Raw genomic sequence first — 19,857 nt, forward strand, 5'->3', positions numbered from 1 at the left:
TAGGGTGGTTGTGCGAATTTTAAACTAAGCTAATAAAAGCTCACAACACTTCTTAAACTTCTTCCCACTCCCACACAAGCAAAGTTCATTTCGTTCTGGAAACTGATAACCCCTAGCCTTTAATTCATTCATACGAACCCTTTTAATATTAGAAGCAATTTCTTGCATTCGAACATGTGTATATCGATACACTTGCTTAAAGCTACTACAAAAATAATCGACTTCATATAGTTCATTTTCATTCATTCGATTCCGTGGGCACCCACCATGACAGAGTTGGAGAAACTCGCATGATACACAAGAGTCTGGAAGGGAAGGCTTCATCGATAAGAACCTGTCCATTTTCTCGTTATGGAGGATAGTTTCCATAGAGTCTGTACCGATATTACCTAACTTGAATTGTGGATCAATAAAGAAATCACATGGGTAAGCATCCCCATTTTGTTCGAATACAAGAGTAGTAGGACAAGTTTTTTGGTTTGTGCAAATTTGAGGCTGCTGATGCAGGTAAACAGCTAGCATATTGTCAAAAAAGCGAATAGACATTTCTGGATTTCCATCGTTATACCAAATATCAAATACTTCACACAGGAAATCTCCATACTCTTTAGGGGTTATTAAAAACGCACCAGCTTGGGAGATATCTTGAGCCTGGAAATCCATGCAGGGGATAAATTGGACGTAAGTAAATCCATTTTCCTTATAAAAGTTCATTAATTCTTTTGGATGGTTAATATTATTTTCATGTAATACAGTAAGAATATTAAAATCTACTCCAGCCTTACGTGAAAATTCAATTCCATTCATTATAGAGCGAAAACTGCCTTTTCCTGAACCAGTTTTTCGTCTAGCATCGTTAATGCCCTCAGGTCCATCTAAACTTACCCCCACAAGAAATTTATACTTTCTAAAAAAAGCAGCCCATTCTTCATTGATTAATGTTCCATTCGTTTGAATAGAGTTGCTAATGATAGTATTTTTAGGGGCATATTTTGCTTGTAGATGAACAACTTTTTTGAAAAAATCAAGACCTGCTAATAATGGTTCACCACCTTGCCAAGCAAAGGGGACTACTCCTCTCTTTATTGCCATATAGTCTTTGATAAATTTTTCAAGAACATCATTTTCAATTGTTTGAATATTTTCTGGTTTCCCATTGCATCGACTGTAATAGCAGTAATCACAGGCTAGATTACAAGCTTCCGAGACCGTTTTCCACATGACTCCTGATAATGAATTTGTTAAAGATACTACTGTCATTTTGCTCACTTCCTAAATGTGATAAAACTATTTTACGGAGAATTTCATCTCAATGGATATGATGAAAATCACATTGGTATGAAAACACTTTCATTTCAATTTTTTCTCTTTGAAGTGGAAAAAGAGTGAATTGAAAGAAAATATCACAAATCTATAATAATAGGTATAAGAGATAAAATTATTCACTAAAGGGGGAAAACAAGTTGTTTGATAAGATCATGGAATTAGTAGAAAGGTTTATGGCTCCTGTAGCGGATTGGGCATCAAATAACCGCTATTTAAAGTCTATTATGACAGCTACATTAGCAACGCTTACACTCACGATTGTTGGTGCACTTGCTGTAATTATTGGAAAACCTCCAATTCCTCAATCTGTTTTAGAGTCTAGTAACTTTGTTGCTGGATGGTTACAAGCTTGGGCAAAGTGGGGAGACAATAATTTATGGTTAAGAGGAATTAATGACATTTCCACTGGAATCATTGGGATTGCGTTTACCTTAGGACTAACCTATAATCTAGCAAAATACTACAAGTTGAATGAAGCTGGTGCGATTACCATAAGCATGATGGTCTTTTTTCTAATTGTCGGTCAGCCTTCAAGTATCTTAATTAACGATGTTCCGACCCTAACAGTAAATATGTCTGCATTTGGTGCAATTAGCATCTTTACAGGAATGATCATATCAGTTTTATGTGTAGAAATTATTAGATTCTTTCATGAAAAGAATATTGGATTTAAGTTCCCAGATTCTGTTCCTCCATTTGTTAAAACCGCATTTGATTCGATTTTACCTGGGATAGCATGTGTAACAGCATTTGTTATTATTGATGCTGTACTTATGGGGTTATTTAACTTAAAGCTTCCTGCATTAATTACGACTGTATTTGGCCCTTTAGTAAATAATTTTGATAACGTTTTCTTAGTTGGGTTCTTTATGTTACTTATTAATTTATTTTGGTTTATGGGCATCCATGGCGGAAGTATTGTTATGCCAATCATTTTACCAATTGAACTTCAAAATATTGCGGTAAACCTTAACAATTACTCTAACGGTCTTCCTTACGACAAAATCTTTACCACTCCAGTTATGTTTGGATTTATCATGATTGGTGGAGCTGGTGTCTTTGCACTAGCCGTCCTAAACTTCTTTAGTAAATCTAAGGGCTTAAAACAAGTAGGAAAAGTGGGTATCGTACCCGCCATCTTTAATATTAGTGAACCTACCATGTTTGGGTCCCCAATTCCATATAATACGTATTTATTTGTTCCGTTCTTAGCAGTTCCTGTTGTAAACACCGTAATTGTTTATGCAGCAATAGATTGGTTACATTTGTTTAACCCTCCAATTCTAAATGTTCCATCACAAACACCAGTTATTTTAATTGCAATGGCTGCATCTGCATCTTTAATGGCAGGACTGGTAGCTTTATTTACAATCGCTGTTGATTTAGCAGTATACTATCCATTCTATAAACGCTTTGAAAAGAAGATGATTGAAGAAGAGAAGGCTGAAGAAGAGGCTGAACGAGCACAGATGAAAGCTAAACAAGAAAACCTTATAGCAGCAAAATAATTGTAACAAATAGATGAAAGAAGGTTTATTTTATGACGAATTCAACAGATGTGAACTTAGAGAAGATTTGTTTAGATATTATATTAGCAAGCGGGAACGCTCGTGGTTATTTGTTAGAGTCAATGGAGTATCTAAAGCCTAAAAATGAGGAGAAAATTAGTGAGTTATTTGGATTAGCTCAAAAAGAGTTAACAGAAGCGCACCGAAGTCAAACCTCTTTGCTTACATTAGAAGCAAAAGGTGATGATGTAAAGATGACCGTGTTATTGGTACACGCACAGGATCATTTAATGACAACGATTACGATTCGTGACTTAGTAGAAAAATTTGTGGAGGTATTATAAATGAAAATATTATTAGTATGTGCTGGTGGAATCTCAACAAGTATTATTGAAAAGAGTATCAGAGACTCTTTTGGTCCTGAAAGAAGTGACTGGACTGTAGAAGCTCATTCTGTTGATAAGTTAGCTGATTTAATTAATGATTTTGATGTTGTCTTACTTGGACCTCAAATTCGCCATAAACTTCGCGCAGTAAAGAAAATAGCTGATGAACATGGGAAGCCGTGTGATGTCATCGATAGTAGGGACTACGCTCTGGCGAATGGTGCAAAGGTTCTTAATAAAGCAGTTCAATTAGTAAATGCGTAAATATTAAACTATTATATAAAGGAGGTTTGACGTGCAAAACAGATATAAAATTCTATTAGACTTTTATATCTGTTTTTGCTCGTTAAAAAAATATGAAAAAACCTAATATTGTATTTGTTGTTGCTGATCAATGGAGAGCAGATTCTATCAGTTATACCGGTAACACTGCGACGGTCACTCCAAATATAGATGAATTAGCTGAAGAGGGAGTAGCCTTTTCGAATGCTTATTGCCAGAACCCGGTTTGTGTACCAAGTCGTAGTTCCTTTTTGTCAGGATGGTACCCACATACGAAGGGTTTTCGAACGATGCATCACTTAATGGGGGAAGAGGATCCCAATATTTTAAGAACCTTAAAGGAAAATGGGTACCATGTGTATTGGGGCGGCCGAAACGATGTTCTTAGGGCAGATGTAGATGTGACGAATTACTGTTCAACTAGAGATGATAAATTTTTAGAGATGTTTAAGAAAATGCGTCAATTAAAGGAAAAACAAGCAACTAACCCAACAGCTGTTGATATTGAAGAAGAGTATGATTACTCTCATTACCGAGGAATCGTTGAAAAGGAGAGCAATCCAGATAAGGAACAAATTGAAGATGCTATACAATTTCTAGATAAAGAGCTATATGGAGAAGAGCCTTTCTGTGTGTATTTGGCATTATCTTTGCCTCATCCACCTTATCAAGTCGGTAGAGAATTCTTTGATCAAATAGATGGAAATAAAATACCTGAACCGGTCCGGCTAACAGTGGAAGAATGGGAATTAAAACCTAGTATTATTCGAGGAATACGTGAAAATCAAAAATTGTATAATTGGACTGATGCACAATTAAAAGAAATGAAGCATGTATATTATGCTATGGGAACACAACTAGATAGTTATGTTGGTGGATTAGTAGATAAATTAAAAGAGAAGAATTTATATGATGATACTCTATTTATCTTCTTTAGTGATCATGGGGACTATACTGGTGATTACGAAATGGCAGAAAAAAATCAAAATACATTTGAAGATTGCTTAACGAATGTGCCTTTAGTAATAAAGCCAGCAAAAGGAATGGAAGTAAAACCACGTGTAACAAACGCGATGGTAGAGTTAATCGATATCCAGGCGACGATACTCGATGTTCTACAGATTACTCCAAAGTATACTCACTTTGGAAAATCGTTAAAGAATGTAATTGAAGGTAAAGATGTCCATAGAGATGTTGTTTTTGCAGAAGGTGGAAGACTTGATGGTGAGGATCACTGTATGGATGCAGGACACACTCCAGCAAATGAATACTGGGCTAGAACAGTAGAGCAAACTCAAATGCCACAGCATACTAAAGCGATGATGATAAGAGATGAAAACTATAAATATGTCTACCGATTATATGAACAAGATGAATTTTATGTATTAACAGAAGATCCTATGGAAAGAAATAATCGCATCAATGATGACGAGTATACTCCTATTATACAAAGCTTTAAAGAGCGTATGTTAAAACACTTCTTTGAAACAGGGGATATGGTTCCGCATCGAAATGATAAGAGGTTTTAAAGGTTTTTCTGAAATTAAAAGGGTGATGAGTAAATGAATCTATCTAAAAATGAAATAAAATTGCTGAGTTACTTGTTTAAAAGTAACGAACATATCCCCTTGAAAAATATATTATTTGAATTAGGTTTAAGTGATAAAACCATTCGAAGCATGATTTCCAACATAAATAGTGTTCTTAAAGATTATGATGCTGTGATACTTTTAAAAAGAGGGCAAGGTTATATTTTGCGTGCAAACGATATTGTTGCCATTCAAGATCTAATTGAAGTATCACAATATTCCTTTTCTGAACAAAATATACAGGAGCTAGTTCTTCAAGAATTTATTGATAATGATGAGTATTTTACTATTGATGACATGTGTAAAGGATTCTTTGTTAGTAAGAGCAAGATTAACAAATTATTAACTGATATAAAGCCTATCTTTGACTCGTTCGGTTTAAAAATAGTAACAAAACCACATTATGGGATGAAGCTCGAAGGTGATGAACTAGGGAAACGAATGGTGATTGCTGCCCATTTAAATGAAGAACGTTATATTGGGCAATTCATTATAGATGCCGTTGAGTCAATTGTAATAGATGAAATTAGGAAAGAAGAAGTCATTGTTTCAGATGTCATTTTGAAGAATATCGTCTTTTATATAGGAATTATGATTAATAGAATTAAAAAGGGAAAAGACATTTGCCTGCACCCAGATATTGAAATGCAAGATACCTTGGACTATAGATTAACTCGTTCGATCTTAGCAAAGATAGAAAGTAATTTAGATATTACCTTCTCAAAAGATGAAGTAATGTATCTATTTTCATTCGTTATGGGGCAAATAAGTGCCAATTTAGAAGAAACTCCAGAAGATCCTAAAATCAACGTGATTATTGATGGTTTCTTACAGAAAATTGAACATGTATATGATATTTCTTTGTGGAATGATCAAAGTCTAAGGGATGGATTAATGCTCCATTTACGTCCTCTTGTTCTACGATTAAAGAAGGATGTTCATTTAAAAAACCCAATTTTAGATGATATTAAACAACAGTTTACCTTTGCATTTAATCTTGCTGTGATATTAGCTGAAGAAATTAGTCTAATTTACAAAAAACAATTAGTAGATGACGATATTGCCTATTTAACTATGCATATATGTTTGGCCCTAGAGCGTAATGTTCAAGATGTAAAGCAAAAGTACAATCGGATTGCGATTATCTGCACTACTGGAAAAGGGACAGCTCAGCTACTTAAATATAAGATTGAACAATCATTTCCAAAAGCCAATAACGTGGTTACTTTTTCATTGTTTAATAAGGAAGAAGTAATTACGTTTGATCCAGATATTATCTTTTCAACCGTTCCTGTGGAAGTAGAATCCATTCCTGTTGAAATAATAAGCCCGCTCTTTTCTAAGAGTGACGAAAAAAAGCTAATAAAGTACCAAGTAAAAAAAGATACTGAGATGGTTATAAATAAGTATTTTTCAAAAGACTTATTTTGTTCTAATTTAGACTCAACAGCTCTTACACAAAAAGAGGCCATTTCAGAGATGTGTCAGTTAGTAGGTAAAACAGGAATCACGCCAAGTAATTTTGAGGAACTTTGTTTAAAACGGGAAGAATTAGCAAGTACATGCTTTGGGAATCTGATTGCCTTAGTCCACCCAATAGAGCTTTGTTCTAAGATAACGAAGGTTGGCGTAGGGATAATGAAAAAACCTATTGATTGGGATGGTCTCCCCGTTCGCATTATTTTTACAATTGCTCAAGCTAAGAGTAATGAGGCAAGAGATCTGCTTTTATTTATACAAAACTTGGTTCATAATCCAGATTTAATTAGAAAACTAAGTGATGTAACAGATTTTGAAGAATTCAAAGATACACTAATAAATGGGCTATATATCTGAATAAGATTTGACTGGTATAAAGAAGATATAGAGTCAAATGGAAAAATAATATAGTCTAATTAGATCAAGAATTTTATTATAATTAGAATATAGTATAACAACTCTCTACATGAAGGGAGTTGTTTTCTTTAAATAGGTATCCCTGGTAGTAATTTTTCAGAAACGAAATTGAACTAGAAGGAAAGATGTATATGATAATAAAAAAGGTTAACCTACTAAATACGAAGGAGTTATACAGCCGTCATTTATTGACAAAAGACCTTATTGCAGGGATTACACTTTTTGTCATGCTTGTTCCCCAAGGTATGGCTTATGCCATGTTGGCAGGGTTACCACCTGTTATGGGTTTATATGCATCAACTCTCCCCTTGCTCATTTATGCACTTTTTGCTTCTTCTAGACATCTATCAGTTGGTCCAACAGCAATTACTTCATTATTAGTGTTTTCCGGAATCTCAGCAGTGGGGCAACCAGGAACATTTGAATACGTCACGTTAGTTATTTTATTAGCATTGATGGTTGGTTTATTTCAGTTTTTATTTGGGGTTTTTAAACTAGGCTTTATTGTGAGGTTTATTTCTCCCTCTGTATTAGGCGGGTATACCTCAGCAGCTGCAATTATTATTGCCTTAAGTCAATTAAAACATCTAATAGGGATTGATTTAGGGAATTACTTTCAAGTTCATCTTTTAATCCATGATGTGTTAAAGGGAATCGGTGGTTTACACTCAACTACTTTATTAATTGGTGTGTGTAGTATTACTATTTTAGTGATTATGAAGAAGATAAGTCCACGAATTCCTACTGCACTTTTACTAATTCTCGTTTCCATTGTGATGGTTTCTACTCTTGATTTAAATAAAGTGGGGGTAAAGATTGTTGGTATGGTTCCGAGTGGGTTTCCATCTCTTGTTTTTCCTACCATTACGATAGGTGGAGTTAAACAAATCATATTACCTGCACTAACTATCGCATTACTTGGATTTATGGAATCTCTTGCAATTGGCAAATCAATTGCTGACAAAGAAAAATATAAAATAAACCCTAATCGTGAGTTAAAAGCTCTAGGGTTAGCGAATGTCTTCGGTTCTTTTTTTCAAATATTACCAATAAACGGGAGTTTTTCAAGAAGTGCTGTAAATCACCAAAGTGGGGGAGCCACTCAAATGGTGTCTGTGTTTACTGGAATTCTTATTTTAATTACACTTCTATTTTTTACTTCCTACTTCTATTACTTGCCTAACGCCGTGTTAGCTTCGATCATTATTGTTGCGGTTTATAAACTGATAGATTTAAGCCAATTTAAAAATCTAATAAAAATTAAACCTATTGATGGCTGGAGTTGGTTAGTTACGTTTCTGTCAACATTAGTCATTGGAATTCAGTGGGGAATATTAATTGGCGCGATTTTTAGCTTCTTCCTACTACTTAGTAGAATGTTTAAATCAACTATTATAGAACTGGGATATCTAGAAAAGGAAAAGAAGTTTCGAGATATAAAAAGGTTCCCTGAAGCTAAAACACTTGATGATGTAATATTTGTGAGAATAGATTCATCGCTTCATTTTGCTAATATTTTTTACCTTGAGGAGAAAGTTGGAGATCTATTATATTCAAAGCCGAAAGTAAATATGGTAATCATGGACTTCTCAGGTGTTAATGATATGGATTCAACTTCCTGCAAAACCCTAGAAGAGTTTAAAGAACAATTAAAACAACAAAATAATATAGAATTGTATTTTGTGGGAATGAAAGGTCCTGTGAGAGATACTGTTTATAGAGCTGGTTGGAATACTAAATATAAGAAGGAAATAGGATACGTATCAATAGAGAAACTACTTGAAGAAAAGAAAATTATAATCCCTTCAACATCCCATAGCAAGAGTGAAACAGAAACCCCTTTTATCTATATGATTTAAAAATGGAGGGTATATAATGAACGCTAAATCATGCTGTAGTGTAAATAGAAAAAATGTGCCAATTTCTGTAGATTTTGAGAGTATAAGAATTCCTAAGACAGCGAGTAATACTCGTAAACATAAAGATAACTTAGTAGTGCTACCCGGTGGAGAATTTTTAATGGGTACAAACGATAAAGAAGGCTTTCCAGCTGATGGGGAAGGTCCGGTTAGAAAAGTAACCATTAATACTTTTGCTATTGACCGATATGCTGTTACCAACAAACAATTTCTTGAATTTGTGGAAGACACCCAATATGTTACTGAGGCAGAGAGGTTTGGTTGGTCATTTGTGTTTCACTTATTGGTTTCAGAAGATGTAAAGCAAACTGTTAAAAATAGTGTTAGTCGGACTCCATGGTGGCTTGTAGTTGATGGAGCTTGTTGGAAGAATCCAGAAGGACCAGATTCTACAATAGATGGAAGAATGAATCATCCTGTTATTCATGTTTCTTGGAATGATGCAATGGCTTATTGTGCCTGGTCTGGTAAACGCCTACCGACTGAAGCAGAATGGGAGTATGCAGCTCGTGGGGAACTAGTAGGAAAAAAATATCCTTGGGGAGATGAATTGTTAATCAACGGAAAGCATCAATGTAATATTTGGCAGGGGAATTTCCCTTTACAAAATACATTGGACGATGGATATCTATCTACTGCACCTGTAGACTCATTTCCTTCCAATGGATTCGGTTTGTACAATATAGTTGGGAATGTTTGGGAATGGTGTTCGGATTGGTTCTCACCAATTCATCAAAACACAGATAATCCTGTTGGTCCAGCAAAAGGAATCTCAAAAGTGATGAAAGGCGGATCCTATCTATGTCATAAATCATATTGTAATCGTTATCGTGTAGCAGCCAGAACACAAAATACACCGGATAGTTCTACCGGTAATATAGGATTTAGATGTGCGGTTGATGTTTATTAAGTATCGGTTTCTAAAAAGTCCTTGTAATGATTGCAAGGACTCTTTTTTATATCAAGTTTTTAATTGAAGGCATAAAGTCATATTCTTTAATCTAGATGTTCCAATGAAAGATATTAAGGAAGGATATAACCTTTATTGTGAGTAGTAAAATAGAAATATGAATTACGGTCAACTTAATTTGTATGCTATATTAATGGTTAGTAGTTCCAAAGTAGTTTTGTTTGAAGGAGGGATGAGATGAATACTTTCCAAACATCAAGTAGTTCTAATATCGTAAAATTATCAGTAATCAATCATAAATCTAGCTTAGAACATGCTCATCGTGATATTGAATTAATCTATGTCATAAAGGGTGATCTCCAGGTGAAAATCAGTGGAGAGGATTACCACTTATCTACATCCGAAATCATTTTGATCAATTCTAATGAATTTCATTCCTTTCAATCTAACCAGGATAATTTGTTTGTTATTATTCATTTTAATTATGATGAACTAACCTCATTATTATTTCAAAGAAACTTGTCTTTTTCTCGAAATTCCTCTAAACAAAATTCCGTCAACCATGAAATGAAGATTGCTATAGAAGAGCTCTTAACTATATATATGAAGCAAGATCCTGGGTCCCCAATGGAGTTTCTTGAAAAGGCATACAAATTAAGCTCGTTACTTATAGCAAAGCTGATGAAGAAAAATCATCATCAAACATTGGATCATCATGTCACCTTAAAGGGACATGATGAGAGACTCGCCGATATTAAAGATTACATCCAAAGTAATTTCCGGGAACCTTTATCACTTGATGATGTAGCAGGTTTGTATTTTCTCTCGAGCCCTTATTTGTCGAAGTTCTTTAAAAAACAAACAGGTAAAACCTTTTCACAATATGTAAATGAAGTAAGATTAGCACATGCGGTTAATGAATTATCAAATACCGATAAATTAATAACTCGAGTGGCATTAGATAATGGATTTCCTAATCTAGCTGCATTTAATAGAGTTTTTCATGAACAGTATCATATAAAACCGGTTGATTATAGGAAACAAATGCAGGTCGATAAAAAAGAGGGAATTTCAATTGAAGAAAATGATCAGGAGTCCTCTGAAGCTTGGATAGAATTGAAGAACTATCTTACAGAAACAACAAGAAAAACTCCAGTTGAGACTGAGCTGTTCAGTTCAACTTTGTCCGAACAGAAGAAGATTAAGGTAGAGATAGAGAATACATCTCCCATTACTAAGAATTGGAATAAATTAATCAATGTTGGCTATGCCAAGGATTTATTAATTTCGGATATGCAAGAGCAAATTAAACAGCTCCAAAACGAAATTGGATTCACTTATGCAAGGTTTTGGGGTTTGTTTGGTGACGATATGTTAGTAGAAGATCGTTCTGGCGGAAAAATTACTTACAATTTTACAAATACAAATAAATTATTAGATTTCTTAATTCAAAACAAATTAAAACCCTTTATTGAAATTGGTCCGAAACCGAAAGTGTTATCTAAGACAATCGAAGAAAAGGTAGTTATTCAGGCGATCAGTAAAAAGTCATCGAAGGAATGGAGAAATCTAACAAGATCATTCTTATTACAATGTGTGGAACGTTATGGAATTGAAGAAGTGGAGACATGGTATTTTGAAATCTGGAGACATCCGGATTTACTTATTCTAGACTTAGACAATGATAAAGACTTGGCTGAGAATGTAAGGAAGACAAAAGATACGAATCAGGATCAGTTTGAGGAGTACTTTAGAATATTTAATGGATTTAAGAGGACTGTTAATGAAATTGTTCCTTCAGTAAAAGTAGGTGGCTGTGGATTAAGTATGGATATTGAGGGGGATAAGCTTGATTTGCTCCTTCATCAATGGAAGCAACAAAAATTCCAACCTGATTTCCTATCGGTTTATTTATTTCCAATAGAAGTATATAGCAATAAAAAACAAATACCAATAAAAAACCTCCACTCAGGCAATCCTGATTTTGTAAAAAATAAGCTAACTCAAATTAGAAAATCCTTAAAGAAAATAGGTTTGGAGGATCTGGAACTTAACGTTACAGAGTGGAATATCTCTATTTCCAATCGTAACTTTTTAAACGATAGTTCTTATAAAGCAGCTTATATAATAAAAAATCTAATTGAAAACCTTAATGAAAATAAAGTAAATATGATTGGTTATTGGTTGTCTTCCGATATTTTTAGCGATTTTAGAGATTCAAAAAGCTTTTTATATGGTGGTGCCGGATTAGTCACTAAAAATGGCATTCAAAAGCCAAGTTATCATGCTTTTACGTTGTTAAAACAACTAGGAGAATCTGTAGTTGCAAAGGGTGACAATTATATTGTCACAAAGAAAACAGGAGAGAGATATCAGATACTGTGCTTCAACTACAAGCATTTTAAGTACTCTTATTATTTAAATCCTGAAGGAAGTACGGGGATAAATGAACAATATGACATCTTTGAAAATACAGAGTATATTGATTGTTCATTAGAAGTACAAGGAATAAGGAACGGAAAATACCGTATAAAAGAGATAAAACTAAATCGAGCAAATGGAAGTGTCCTCGACGAGTGGCTAAAATTTGGTGCGGTCGATGATATAAAGCCTGATGAGGTTAAATATCTTAGACAAATTTGTGTTCCACATATGAAAGTAGAGCATGCCGTTGTTGAAAACCAGTCAATTGTATTGAAGGCTCAGCTTGAACCACATGAGGTAAGGCTTTTTGATATCAACTTATTATATGATTGAAAAATAGAAAGGTTAAGAATCACTAGTTGATTTTTAACCTTTTTTTGTCTTTCATTTTTATTAATAAAAATACATAAAGAATATTGGCTTAGTTGATTAAGAGAATGGCAGAAGTTTCGCTTCAGCGACAGTAAAATAACCATATAACGTAAAACTAAAAGAAAGGTGTTCATGCGATATGTCAGAAAAACATGTCATTGCGATCGTTGGTTTCGGTGGTATGGGAAGCCAACATGGAAAAATCTTAAGCGGAATAGAACGAGTAGAGATTGCTGGTATTTATGATGTTTTGGAAAATAGACAACAATATGCAGTAGAGAATAACTTTAAAGTATACGCTAGTTTTGAGGATCTTATTAATGATAGAAAAGTAGACACGGTTCTAATTGCTACACCAAATGATAGCCATAAAGAGATTGCCATTGCAGCGTTAGAGGCTGGAAAACATGTGATTTGTGAAAAGCCAGTCACTCTAAATAGTAAAGAACTTGAAGAGATATTAAAGGTTGCTGAAGTGTGCAATAAGGTATTCGTTGTTCACCAAAATAGACGTTGGGACGAAGACTATCTAGTGATGAAACAATTATATAATGAAGGTGTTTTGGGAGACGTATTCCATTTAGAAACACGTGTACAGGGTTCACGAGGAATACCTGGCGATTGGCGCCACCAGAAAGAGTTTGGTGGAGGAATGATGCTAGATTGGGGAGTTCATTTAATTGATCGACTACTAGTCATGATAAAAGAAAAGATTACTAGCTTGCACTGTAAAATGAGTTATGTTCTAGGGAATGATGTAGACGATGGATTTAGACTTACGGTAAATTTCGAAAGTGGTAAGACGGCAGTCGTAGAGGTTGGGACATGTAATTATATTACCCTACCTAAATGGTATATGTGTGGTACAACAGGAACAGCGATTATTGAGGATTGGGAAATGAATGGTCAAGTTATGACTTTGAAAAAAATTAATGATAAAGATGCTACTCCAATTGAAGCGGGTGCAGGATTAACGAAAACAATGGCTCCACGAGACTCAGATACTGTTACTAGTAGCCCAATCCCTCGTTTAAGTGCAGATGTAAGAGAATTTTATCATAATTTTATAGATGTGACTGAAGGAAGAGAAGAAATTCTTGTAAAGAATGAGGAAGTACTACGTGTAATGAAAGTGATTGAGGCGGCATTTTTGTCTGATGAGACGAACCAGGTAGTTTTATTCGAGACGAATGTAAGCGGAATCAATGTTTAAATATTATAAATTAAGATCTCAAAATAAAGGAGGAAATTGTAATGAGTAAATTAAAAATCGGTATTATCGGTTGTGGTGGAATTGCCAATCAAAAACACCTTCCAGCATTATCAAAATTAAAAGATAAGGTAGAATTGGTAGCTTTTTGTGATATTGAGTTAGATCGAGCGGAAAAGGCTGCCAAAGAATATGGAACAGAGGATGCATTTGTGTGTGAGGACTATAAAGAGTTACTAAAGGATAAAAACATTGATGTGATTCATGTATTAACTCCAAATATTTCTCACTCTTATATCACTGTTGACTCTCTAGAAGCTGGGAAGCATGTGATGTGTGAAAAGCCAATGGCCATTAACTATGAAGAAGGAAAAAAGATGCTGGATGCAGCCAAACGGACAGGTAAAAAACTTACGGTTGCCTACCAAAATCGGTTCCGTGCTGACTCTTTAGCTACTTACTCTGCTTGCCGTAATAATGAACTTGGTGAAGTTTACATGGCTAAAGCCCACGCAGTAAGACGTCGCGGTGTACCAACTTGGGGAGTATTTCCTGATAAAGAGAAACAAGGTGGAGGCCCATTAATTGATATTGGTACGCATGCACTTGACCTAACACTTTGGTTTATGGATAACTACAAACCAAAAAGTGTATTCGGATCAACTTATCAAAAACTTAAGGATAAGCCAGAAGGAAATATGTTTGGACCTTGGGATCCGGAAACTTTTGAGACAGAAGATTCTGCTTTTGGTTTTATCAAAATGGAGAATGGGGCAACGATTTATTTAGAAGCTTCATGGGCATTAAACATGATCAACCCAAAAGAGGCGCAAGTGACACTTTGTGGAACAGAAGGCGGAGCAGAGATGTTTGGAAAAGCATTTATGGACCAAGGATATGTTGTATTCAATAAAGCTGCACATGGGCAATTGGTACAAACCCAACCATCTGATGCAGGCGGAGTATTTGGATTCTCAGGTGCTACGTTAGAACAACGTGATGCAGAAGCCATGCAATGGATTGATTGCATTTTAAATGATACGGAACCTGTAGTTAAGCCAGAGCAAGCGTTAGTTGTAACACAGATTTTGGAGGCGATTTATAAATCAGCCGAGACAGGAAAAGTTATTGAGCTTTCATAAAACCTAGGAAGGAGGATCATTTGATGAAACTAGGATTTAATAGTGCCATTCTTGATGAATGTACATTTGATGAAGTAATTGATTTTGCAGCTGAAAATGGTTTTTCCTGTGTAGAGTTATGTGCTTGGCCAAAAGGAAAAGCAGTAAGAAAATATGCTGGAGTTACCCATATTGATGTAGATAACTTAGATGTTGATTATATAAAAAGTTATACAGGGTCAAAGGGAATTGAAATATCTGCGATTGCTTATTATCCCAATGCACTTGATGCTGATCAAGAGAAAAGTGATTATTATATAGCTCATATAAAAAAATGTATTGAAGCAGCCAAAAAGCTAGATGTGAATTTAGTAAATACATTTATTGGTAGAGATCAGCATAAGACCGTTGAAGAGAACTTACTAAGAATGGTCGAGATATGGAAACCTATAGTAGAGTTTGCAGAAGAACTTGGAGTGAAGATCGCCATAGAAAATTGTCCGATGTTATTTACCTTTGATGAATGGCCAGGTGGACAAAATTTATTGACCACTCCTGCCATTTTTAGAAAAGCATTTGAGTTAATTCCAAATAAAAACTTTGGATTGAACTTTGACCCTTCGCATTTTGTTTGGCAACAAATGGACTATATTCAACCAATCTATGAGTTTAAAGATCGCATGTTCCATATCCACTTTAAAGATATAAAAGTATATAAGGATCGCCTAAATGACGTAGGGATTATGGCAACACCACTACAATATATATTACCTAAACTACCTGGACTCGGTGATGTCGAGTGGGGGAAATATGTTTCAGCACTAACGGATATTCAATATCGGGGATATGCTGTGATTGAGGTAGAGGATAAATCTTTTGAGGATTCGCTAGCCTCAAAGAAGGATTCTATTAAAATTAGTAAGAACTATTTGAACCAATTTTTTGCTTAATATGATCGAACAAAGTTCAAACCTTTGATATATACTTGTTCAATTATTATCAAAGGTTAAGAACTTACATCAAATATTTACACCTTTCTTAATTTCTGAAAATTCTGTCACAAAGAGATTATAAAATTATACCTATCAGGATAATTACAATAAGGTTTATTACCTAAATTAAAGTTATGCTATCTATGAAAGCGTACACAATTTAGGCTTTTACTTACATGAATAGGAGGAAAAGTCATTGAGTACTATTAAAACGGCGGTATCATTGTATAGCTACCAAGATGAGTTTGCTAGAGGGAAAATGACATTAGAAGATTGTTTAAAAGAGTTAGATCAAAATGGGATTGAAGGTGTGGAGTTAATAAGTGACCAAATGCTCCATAATGCCCCTTTTGTTTCAGATCATGATGTAGCACATTGGAAGGGATTACTCGAAAAATATCATATATTTCCGTCTTGTAATGATATTTTTATCAATACAAAGTTATATCGAAATCGAATATTAACTTCAAAAGAGAATCTGCAATTGTTAAAAAACGAGCTTATACTAGCTAATCGATTAGGTTTTAAACTCGTGCGCCTAGTTTCGTTGACACCAACGGATATTATTGAAGATGCTTTACCACTTGCTGAGGAATTGGACGTCGTAATGGCATTAGAAATTCATGGTGGGATGGGACTTGATCATCCAGAAACAAAAAAGTTTACTGATATTATGTTTAGAGTCAATTCCCCGTATTTAGGTTTAGTAGTGGATACTGGAATTTTCTGTCGTAAGCATCCAAGAGTATCTACTGAATTCTTTCTTCACCAAGGATTGAATAAGGACCTAGCTGATTACATTGATAACGAATTTGCTGAGGGTCGAGATGTGTTCCATATTAGTCACCCGGGAACTGCGCCAGCTGAAGTCCAAGCAATGATAAAAAGTAAAATTGATCAAGAATATTTAATCTTTGCAGGTGGATATGAGAATAAACCATTTACTGATTTAGACCAATATCTTCCTTATATTAAACATTTTCATGGAAAGTTCTGGGAGATGACAGAAGAAGGGATTGAATATTCCATTCCCTATGATGAGTTTATAAATTATCTAAAAGAGAAGAACTATAGCGGTTATATTGCTAGTGAATATGAAGGTGGACGCTTTGCGTTACCTGGCACAGAAATTGATGCTGTTACTCAAGTTCGGAAACATCAAAACATGTTGAAAAAATATATCGTGTAAGGAGTGAAAAGAAATGTTTGATAACTATGTCCTATCTGAAAAGGGATTTAAAAATGTTAAGAAAAATGGGGAAGTTATTGGGTACGAGTTACGTACAAGGATCACGTATTACCGAGGAATCCCATTGTCTATGATCCAAGATATTCAGTTAACGGTTGATGGAGTAGAAGTACCAAGAGAAAGAATTAAGTTTTCTCCAGACGGTGAGACTTACTTTACACTTGATGAAATGTGGACCGTAACAACTTATAAGTGGGAATACGGGGTAGAAGGGATTATTTTCGTTGAACAAAGTGGTGGACTTCCGGAAGGACCACATGAACTTACATTAACTCAAGGAGTTAGAGTTTCATATATTCCAGTCCCTTTCTTTGGTACAAATACAAAGGTATTAGAGCTTGAATAACAAATGTTATCATATTTTCAATTTGATGCTAGATACGTATTAGTATTCTAGCATCCTTTTAAAAATAAGAGTTAAAAATTTTTCGGATTAAATGAAATCGATTACATTAGCAAATAATTATGGACATTGGAAAGGAGAGAAAATGAAACTTTATCTTATACGCCACGGACAAACGTATTTAAATAAATATGACAAAATGCAAGGTTGGTCTGACTCGCCTCTAACACAAGAAGGAATAATTGTTGCTGAAGAATGTGCTGATAAACTGAAAACGATCCGTTTTGATGCAATGTATAGCAGTGATTTGGGAAGGACGATAGAGACTGCAAAAATAATAAGCAGGAAGAATGAAAGTTTACGTGGGAAAAAACTCATAAAGATGAGAGCATTTAGAGAAAGCTTTTTTGGTGGATTCGAAGGGTCACCCAATGGGGAAGCTTGGGGGAAAATTGCAATATCTCAAGGATATACAAACGTTATGGAATTTTTCTATAATACCCCCTTGCCTGAGATCATGAACTTAATGAAAGAAGCAGATAATTACCATGATGCTGAGTCGTTCAATGAATTTTGGGAAAGAGTATCTACTGGTTTAGACCATGTAGTAGAAACAAATAGCCAAATAAAGGATGCTAATATCCTTATCGTAACACATGGGAATACCATTAGAAATATCGTTCACAAGTTAGATGCTTCTATTGATATTTCTGATATAAAAAATTCTAGTATAACGGTTTTGGAATATAGAAGGGACATTTACTCCATTAGCAGCTTTAATAGTTAAACATAATACAACTTAAAAATATGGGTCACAGAGGAGAATAATTCATGAAATATAAAAAATTAGTAAATGAGTTATTGAAATCGGTTGGCGGAAAAGAAAATATCACAAGTGCTACTCATTGTTTTACTCGATTGAGGTTAAGGTTTAACGATTTTTCAAAGATTAATGAAGAAGAGATTAAAAAAATAGAAGGGGTACTAGGGACGAATAAGAACGGTGATGAATTTCAAGTTATTATAGGAAATCATGTGGATCAAGTCCATTCTGACTTTGTTTCTCTAATAGGAAATCTACCTGCAGAAGGGAAAGAAGCAGAAAAGAAAAAAGGTAGTTTTAAAGAGGAGTTATTTGCGACTATTGTAGCCATTTTCATTCCAATCATTGGATTGTTAGCAGCGAGTGGACTATTAAAGGGTATTGTTACCATTCTTACTTCACTGGAAGTTATTTCAGAAACCAGTGGTGCCTATGTTGTTTTACACTCTCTATCGGATGCAGTATTTTATTTCTTTCCAATCGTAATTGGTTATACCGCTGGTAAAAGGTTTGGAGCAAATCCGTTAATCACACTACTTATTGGTGCTGCTATTGTCTATCCAAGTTTAATTGAAGCAACAAAATCTGGAGAAACTTATACATTTTTTGGTATTCCATTGAAGCTTGTCAGTTACACTTCATCAGTGATGCCAATTATTTTCGCAGCATACTTTGCTGCAAAGGTTGAGAAATTTTTCAAAAAGGTGCTTCCTAGTATTTTGAGAATGGTATTTGTTCCATTTTTTACATTAATCATTGTTTATCCACTTACTCTATTAGTGATAGGGCCAATTATCACGTTCTTAACAAATATTGTGGCATCATCTTTAGATGGAATTTTCAACTTTAGTCCAATTCTTACTGGCTTTATCTTCGGCGGAATCTTTCAAGTAATTATTATTTTTGGGCTACAATGGGGATTAATTCCTATATATATTCAGTATCTGACTACACTGGGATATGACCCGCTAATAGGTTTAGCTATACCTTCTGTTTTAGGAATTGCCGGTGCAGTTTTTGCGTTTGCACTTAGAACAAAAAATAAGAAAACCAGAACACTAGCTTATACAACAGGTACTACAGCATTATTAGGCGTTTCTGAACCAGCTATATTTGGACTGTTGTTACCATTAAAAAGACCTATGATTTGTGCATTAATTGGCTCAGGATTAGCTGGTGCAACTGCTGCTATACTAGAAGTAAAAGTGTATGCCCCTGGACTTTCAGGTATATTTAATGTAATCGCCTATGGAGGAGAACTACAAAATAATTTATATGGATTTCTTTCATTATTTATAGCATTTGCTGCAAGTTTCATTTTGTCGTACTTCTTTGGATACAGTAAGAAAAATGACCAAATGGATTTAAATAGTAAGCTTAATAATGAGTTAGAAATGTAAGTTCGGATACAAATAGAAAAGATGCTTAACTTCTGAAATTTGCTTATATTTCTAATGTAAGCATCTTTTCTTTTCCAGACAAGATAACAAAGTAATATGAGGTGACG

The 19,857-nt window shown here is 34.5% G+C and carries 16 protein-coding genes; 15 read left to right on the forward strand and 1 reads right to left on the reverse strand.

The window, feature by feature from the left end:
- Positions 1–24: 24 nt before the first annotated feature.
- Positions 25–1,260, reverse strand: coding sequence for an anaerobic sulfatase maturase (locus ACRX5O_RS10010; protein ID WP_433905805.1), 1,236 nt, complete (start codon positions 1,258–1,260; stop codon positions 25–27).
- 203 nt (positions 1,261–1,463) lie between these two features.
- On the opposite strand from ACRX5O_RS10010, the gene ACRX5O_RS10015 reads away from it, so the two are divergent.
- From ACRX5O_RS10015 to ACRX5O_RS10085, 15 genes are all read left to right on the forward strand, one after another.
- The gene (locus ACRX5O_RS10015) at positions 1,464–2,834 is read left to right on the forward strand and encodes a PTS sugar transporter subunit IIC (RefSeq protein ID WP_433905806.1); all 1,371 of its coding nucleotides are present in this window, start codon (positions 1,464–1,466) and stop codon (positions 2,832–2,834) included.
- Positions 2,835–2,866: 32 nt separating this feature from the next.
- Positions 2,867–3,178 (forward strand): PTS sugar transporter subunit IIA, encoded by a 312-nt coding sequence (locus ACRX5O_RS10020; protein ID WP_433905807.1) that lies wholly within the window; start codon positions 2,867–2,869, stop codon positions 3,176–3,178.
- Complete coding sequence (locus tag ACRX5O_RS10025) at positions 3,179–3,484, forward strand: PTS sugar transporter subunit IIB (RefSeq protein ID WP_433905808.1); 306 nt, start codon at positions 3,179–3,181, stop codon at positions 3,482–3,484.
- 92 nt (positions 3,485–3,576) lie between these two features.
- Complete coding sequence (locus tag ACRX5O_RS10030; RefSeq protein WP_433905809.1) at positions 3,577–5,031, forward strand: sulfatase family protein; 1,455 nt, start codon at positions 3,577–3,579, stop codon at positions 5,029–5,031.
- Positions 5,032–5,064: 33 nt separating this feature from the next.
- A complete protein-coding gene (locus tag ACRX5O_RS10035; protein ID WP_433905810.1) occupies positions 5,065–6,927 on the forward strand; it encodes a BglG family transcription antiterminator in 1,863 nt (620 codons plus the stop codon).
- 191 nt (positions 6,928–7,118) lie between these two features.
- Complete coding sequence (locus ACRX5O_RS10040; RefSeq protein WP_433905811.1) at positions 7,119–8,846, forward strand: SulP family inorganic anion transporter; 1,728 nt, start codon at positions 7,119–7,121, stop codon at positions 8,844–8,846.
- A 13-nt stretch (positions 8,847–8,859) separates the two neighbouring features.
- Complete coding sequence (locus ACRX5O_RS10045) at positions 8,860–9,816, forward strand: formylglycine-generating enzyme family protein (protein WP_490885382.1); 957 nt, start codon at positions 8,860–8,862, stop codon at positions 9,814–9,816.
- Between the two features lie 237 nt (positions 9,817–10,053).
- Positions 10,054–12,573, forward strand: coding sequence for a GH39 family glycosyl hydrolase (locus ACRX5O_RS10050; RefSeq protein WP_433905813.1), 2,520 nt, complete (start codon positions 10,054–10,056; stop codon positions 12,571–12,573).
- A 178-nt stretch (positions 12,574–12,751) separates the two neighbouring features.
- Complete coding sequence (locus ACRX5O_RS10055; RefSeq protein WP_433905814.1) at positions 12,752–13,825, forward strand: Gfo/Idh/MocA family protein; 1,074 nt, start codon at positions 12,752–12,754, stop codon at positions 13,823–13,825.
- Between the two features lie 41 nt (positions 13,826–13,866).
- Positions 13,867–14,964, forward strand: a complete 1,098-nt coding sequence (locus tag ACRX5O_RS10060) for a Gfo/Idh/MocA family protein (RefSeq protein ID WP_433905815.1) — start codon at positions 13,867–13,869, stop codon at positions 14,962–14,964.
- 23 nt (positions 14,965–14,987) lie between these two features.
- On the forward strand, positions 14,988–15,893 hold the full coding sequence (locus ACRX5O_RS10065; RefSeq protein WP_433905816.1) for a sugar phosphate isomerase/epimerase family protein: 906 nt from the start codon (positions 14,988–14,990) through the stop codon (positions 15,891–15,893).
- A 238-nt stretch (positions 15,894–16,131) separates the two neighbouring features.
- On the forward strand, positions 16,132–17,124 hold the full coding sequence (locus ACRX5O_RS10070; protein ID WP_433905817.1) for a sugar phosphate isomerase/epimerase family protein: 993 nt from the start codon (positions 16,132–16,134) through the stop codon (positions 17,122–17,124).
- A gap of 13 nt (positions 17,125–17,137) precedes the next feature.
- Positions 17,138–17,530, forward strand: a complete 393-nt coding sequence (locus ACRX5O_RS10075) for a C-glycoside deglycosidase beta subunit domain-containing protein (protein WP_433905818.1) — start codon at positions 17,138–17,140, stop codon at positions 17,528–17,530.
- Positions 17,531–17,672: 142 nt separating this feature from the next.
- The gene (locus ACRX5O_RS10080) at positions 17,673–18,314 is read left to right on the forward strand and encodes a histidine phosphatase family protein (RefSeq protein WP_433905819.1); all 642 of its coding nucleotides are present in this window, start codon (positions 17,673–17,675) and stop codon (positions 18,312–18,314) included.
- A 44-nt stretch (positions 18,315–18,358) separates the two neighbouring features.
- Entirely contained in the window at positions 18,359–19,750 is a 1,392-nt protein-coding gene (locus ACRX5O_RS10085) for a PTS transporter subunit EIIC (RefSeq protein WP_433905820.1), read from the forward strand.
- Positions 19,751–19,857: the final 107 nt, after the last annotated feature.

This window comes from Robertmurraya mesotrionivorans (assembly GCF_050971805.1).
In the GTDB taxonomy this organism is placed as follows: Bacteria; Bacillota; Bacilli; order Bacillales; family Cytobacillaceae; genus Robertmurraya_A.

Bases quoted from the DNA above. Each gene is read 5' to 3' on its own strand.
- ACRX5O_RS10010 (WP_433905805.1), bottom strand. From the start codon at position 1,260: ATGACAGTAGTATCTTTAACAAATTCATTATCAGGAGTCATGTGGAAA.
- ACRX5O_RS10020 (WP_433905807.1), top strand. From the start codon at position 2,867: ATGACGAATTCAACAGATGTGAACTTAGAGAAGATTTGTTTAGATATT.
- ACRX5O_RS10025 (WP_433905808.1), top strand. From the start codon at position 3,179: ATGAAAATATTATTAGTATGTGCTGGTGGAATCTCAACAAGTATTATT.
- ACRX5O_RS10030 (WP_433905809.1), top strand. From the start codon at position 3,577: ATGAAAAAACCTAATATTGTATTTGTTGTTGCTGATCAATGGAGAGCA.
- ACRX5O_RS10035 (WP_433905810.1), top strand. From the start codon at position 5,065: ATGAATCTATCTAAAAATGAAATAAAATTGCTGAGTTACTTGTTTAAA.
- ACRX5O_RS10040 (WP_433905811.1), top strand. From the start codon at position 7,119: ATGATAATAAAAAAGGTTAACCTACTAAATACGAAGGAGTTATACAGC.
- ACRX5O_RS10050 (WP_433905813.1), top strand. From the start codon at position 10,054: ATGAATACTTTCCAAACATCAAGTAGTTCTAATATCGTAAAATTATCA.
- ACRX5O_RS10055 (WP_433905814.1), top strand. From the start codon at position 12,752: ATGTCAGAAAAACATGTCATTGCGATCGTTGGTTTCGGTGGTATGGGA.
- ACRX5O_RS10060 (WP_433905815.1), top strand. From the start codon at position 13,867: ATGAGTAAATTAAAAATCGGTATTATCGGTTGTGGTGGAATTGCCAAT.
- ACRX5O_RS10065 (WP_433905816.1), top strand. From the start codon at position 14,988: ATGAAACTAGGATTTAATAGTGCCATTCTTGATGAATGTACATTTGAT.
- ACRX5O_RS10075 (WP_433905818.1), top strand. From the start codon at position 17,138: ATGTTTGATAACTATGTCCTATCTGAAAAGGGATTTAAAAATGTTAAG.
- ACRX5O_RS10080 (WP_433905819.1), top strand. From the start codon at position 17,673: ATGAAACTTTATCTTATACGCCACGGACAAACGTATTTAAATAAATAT.
- ACRX5O_RS10085 (WP_433905820.1), top strand. From the start codon at position 18,359: ATGAAATATAAAAAATTAGTAAATGAGTTATTGAAATCGGTTGGCGGA.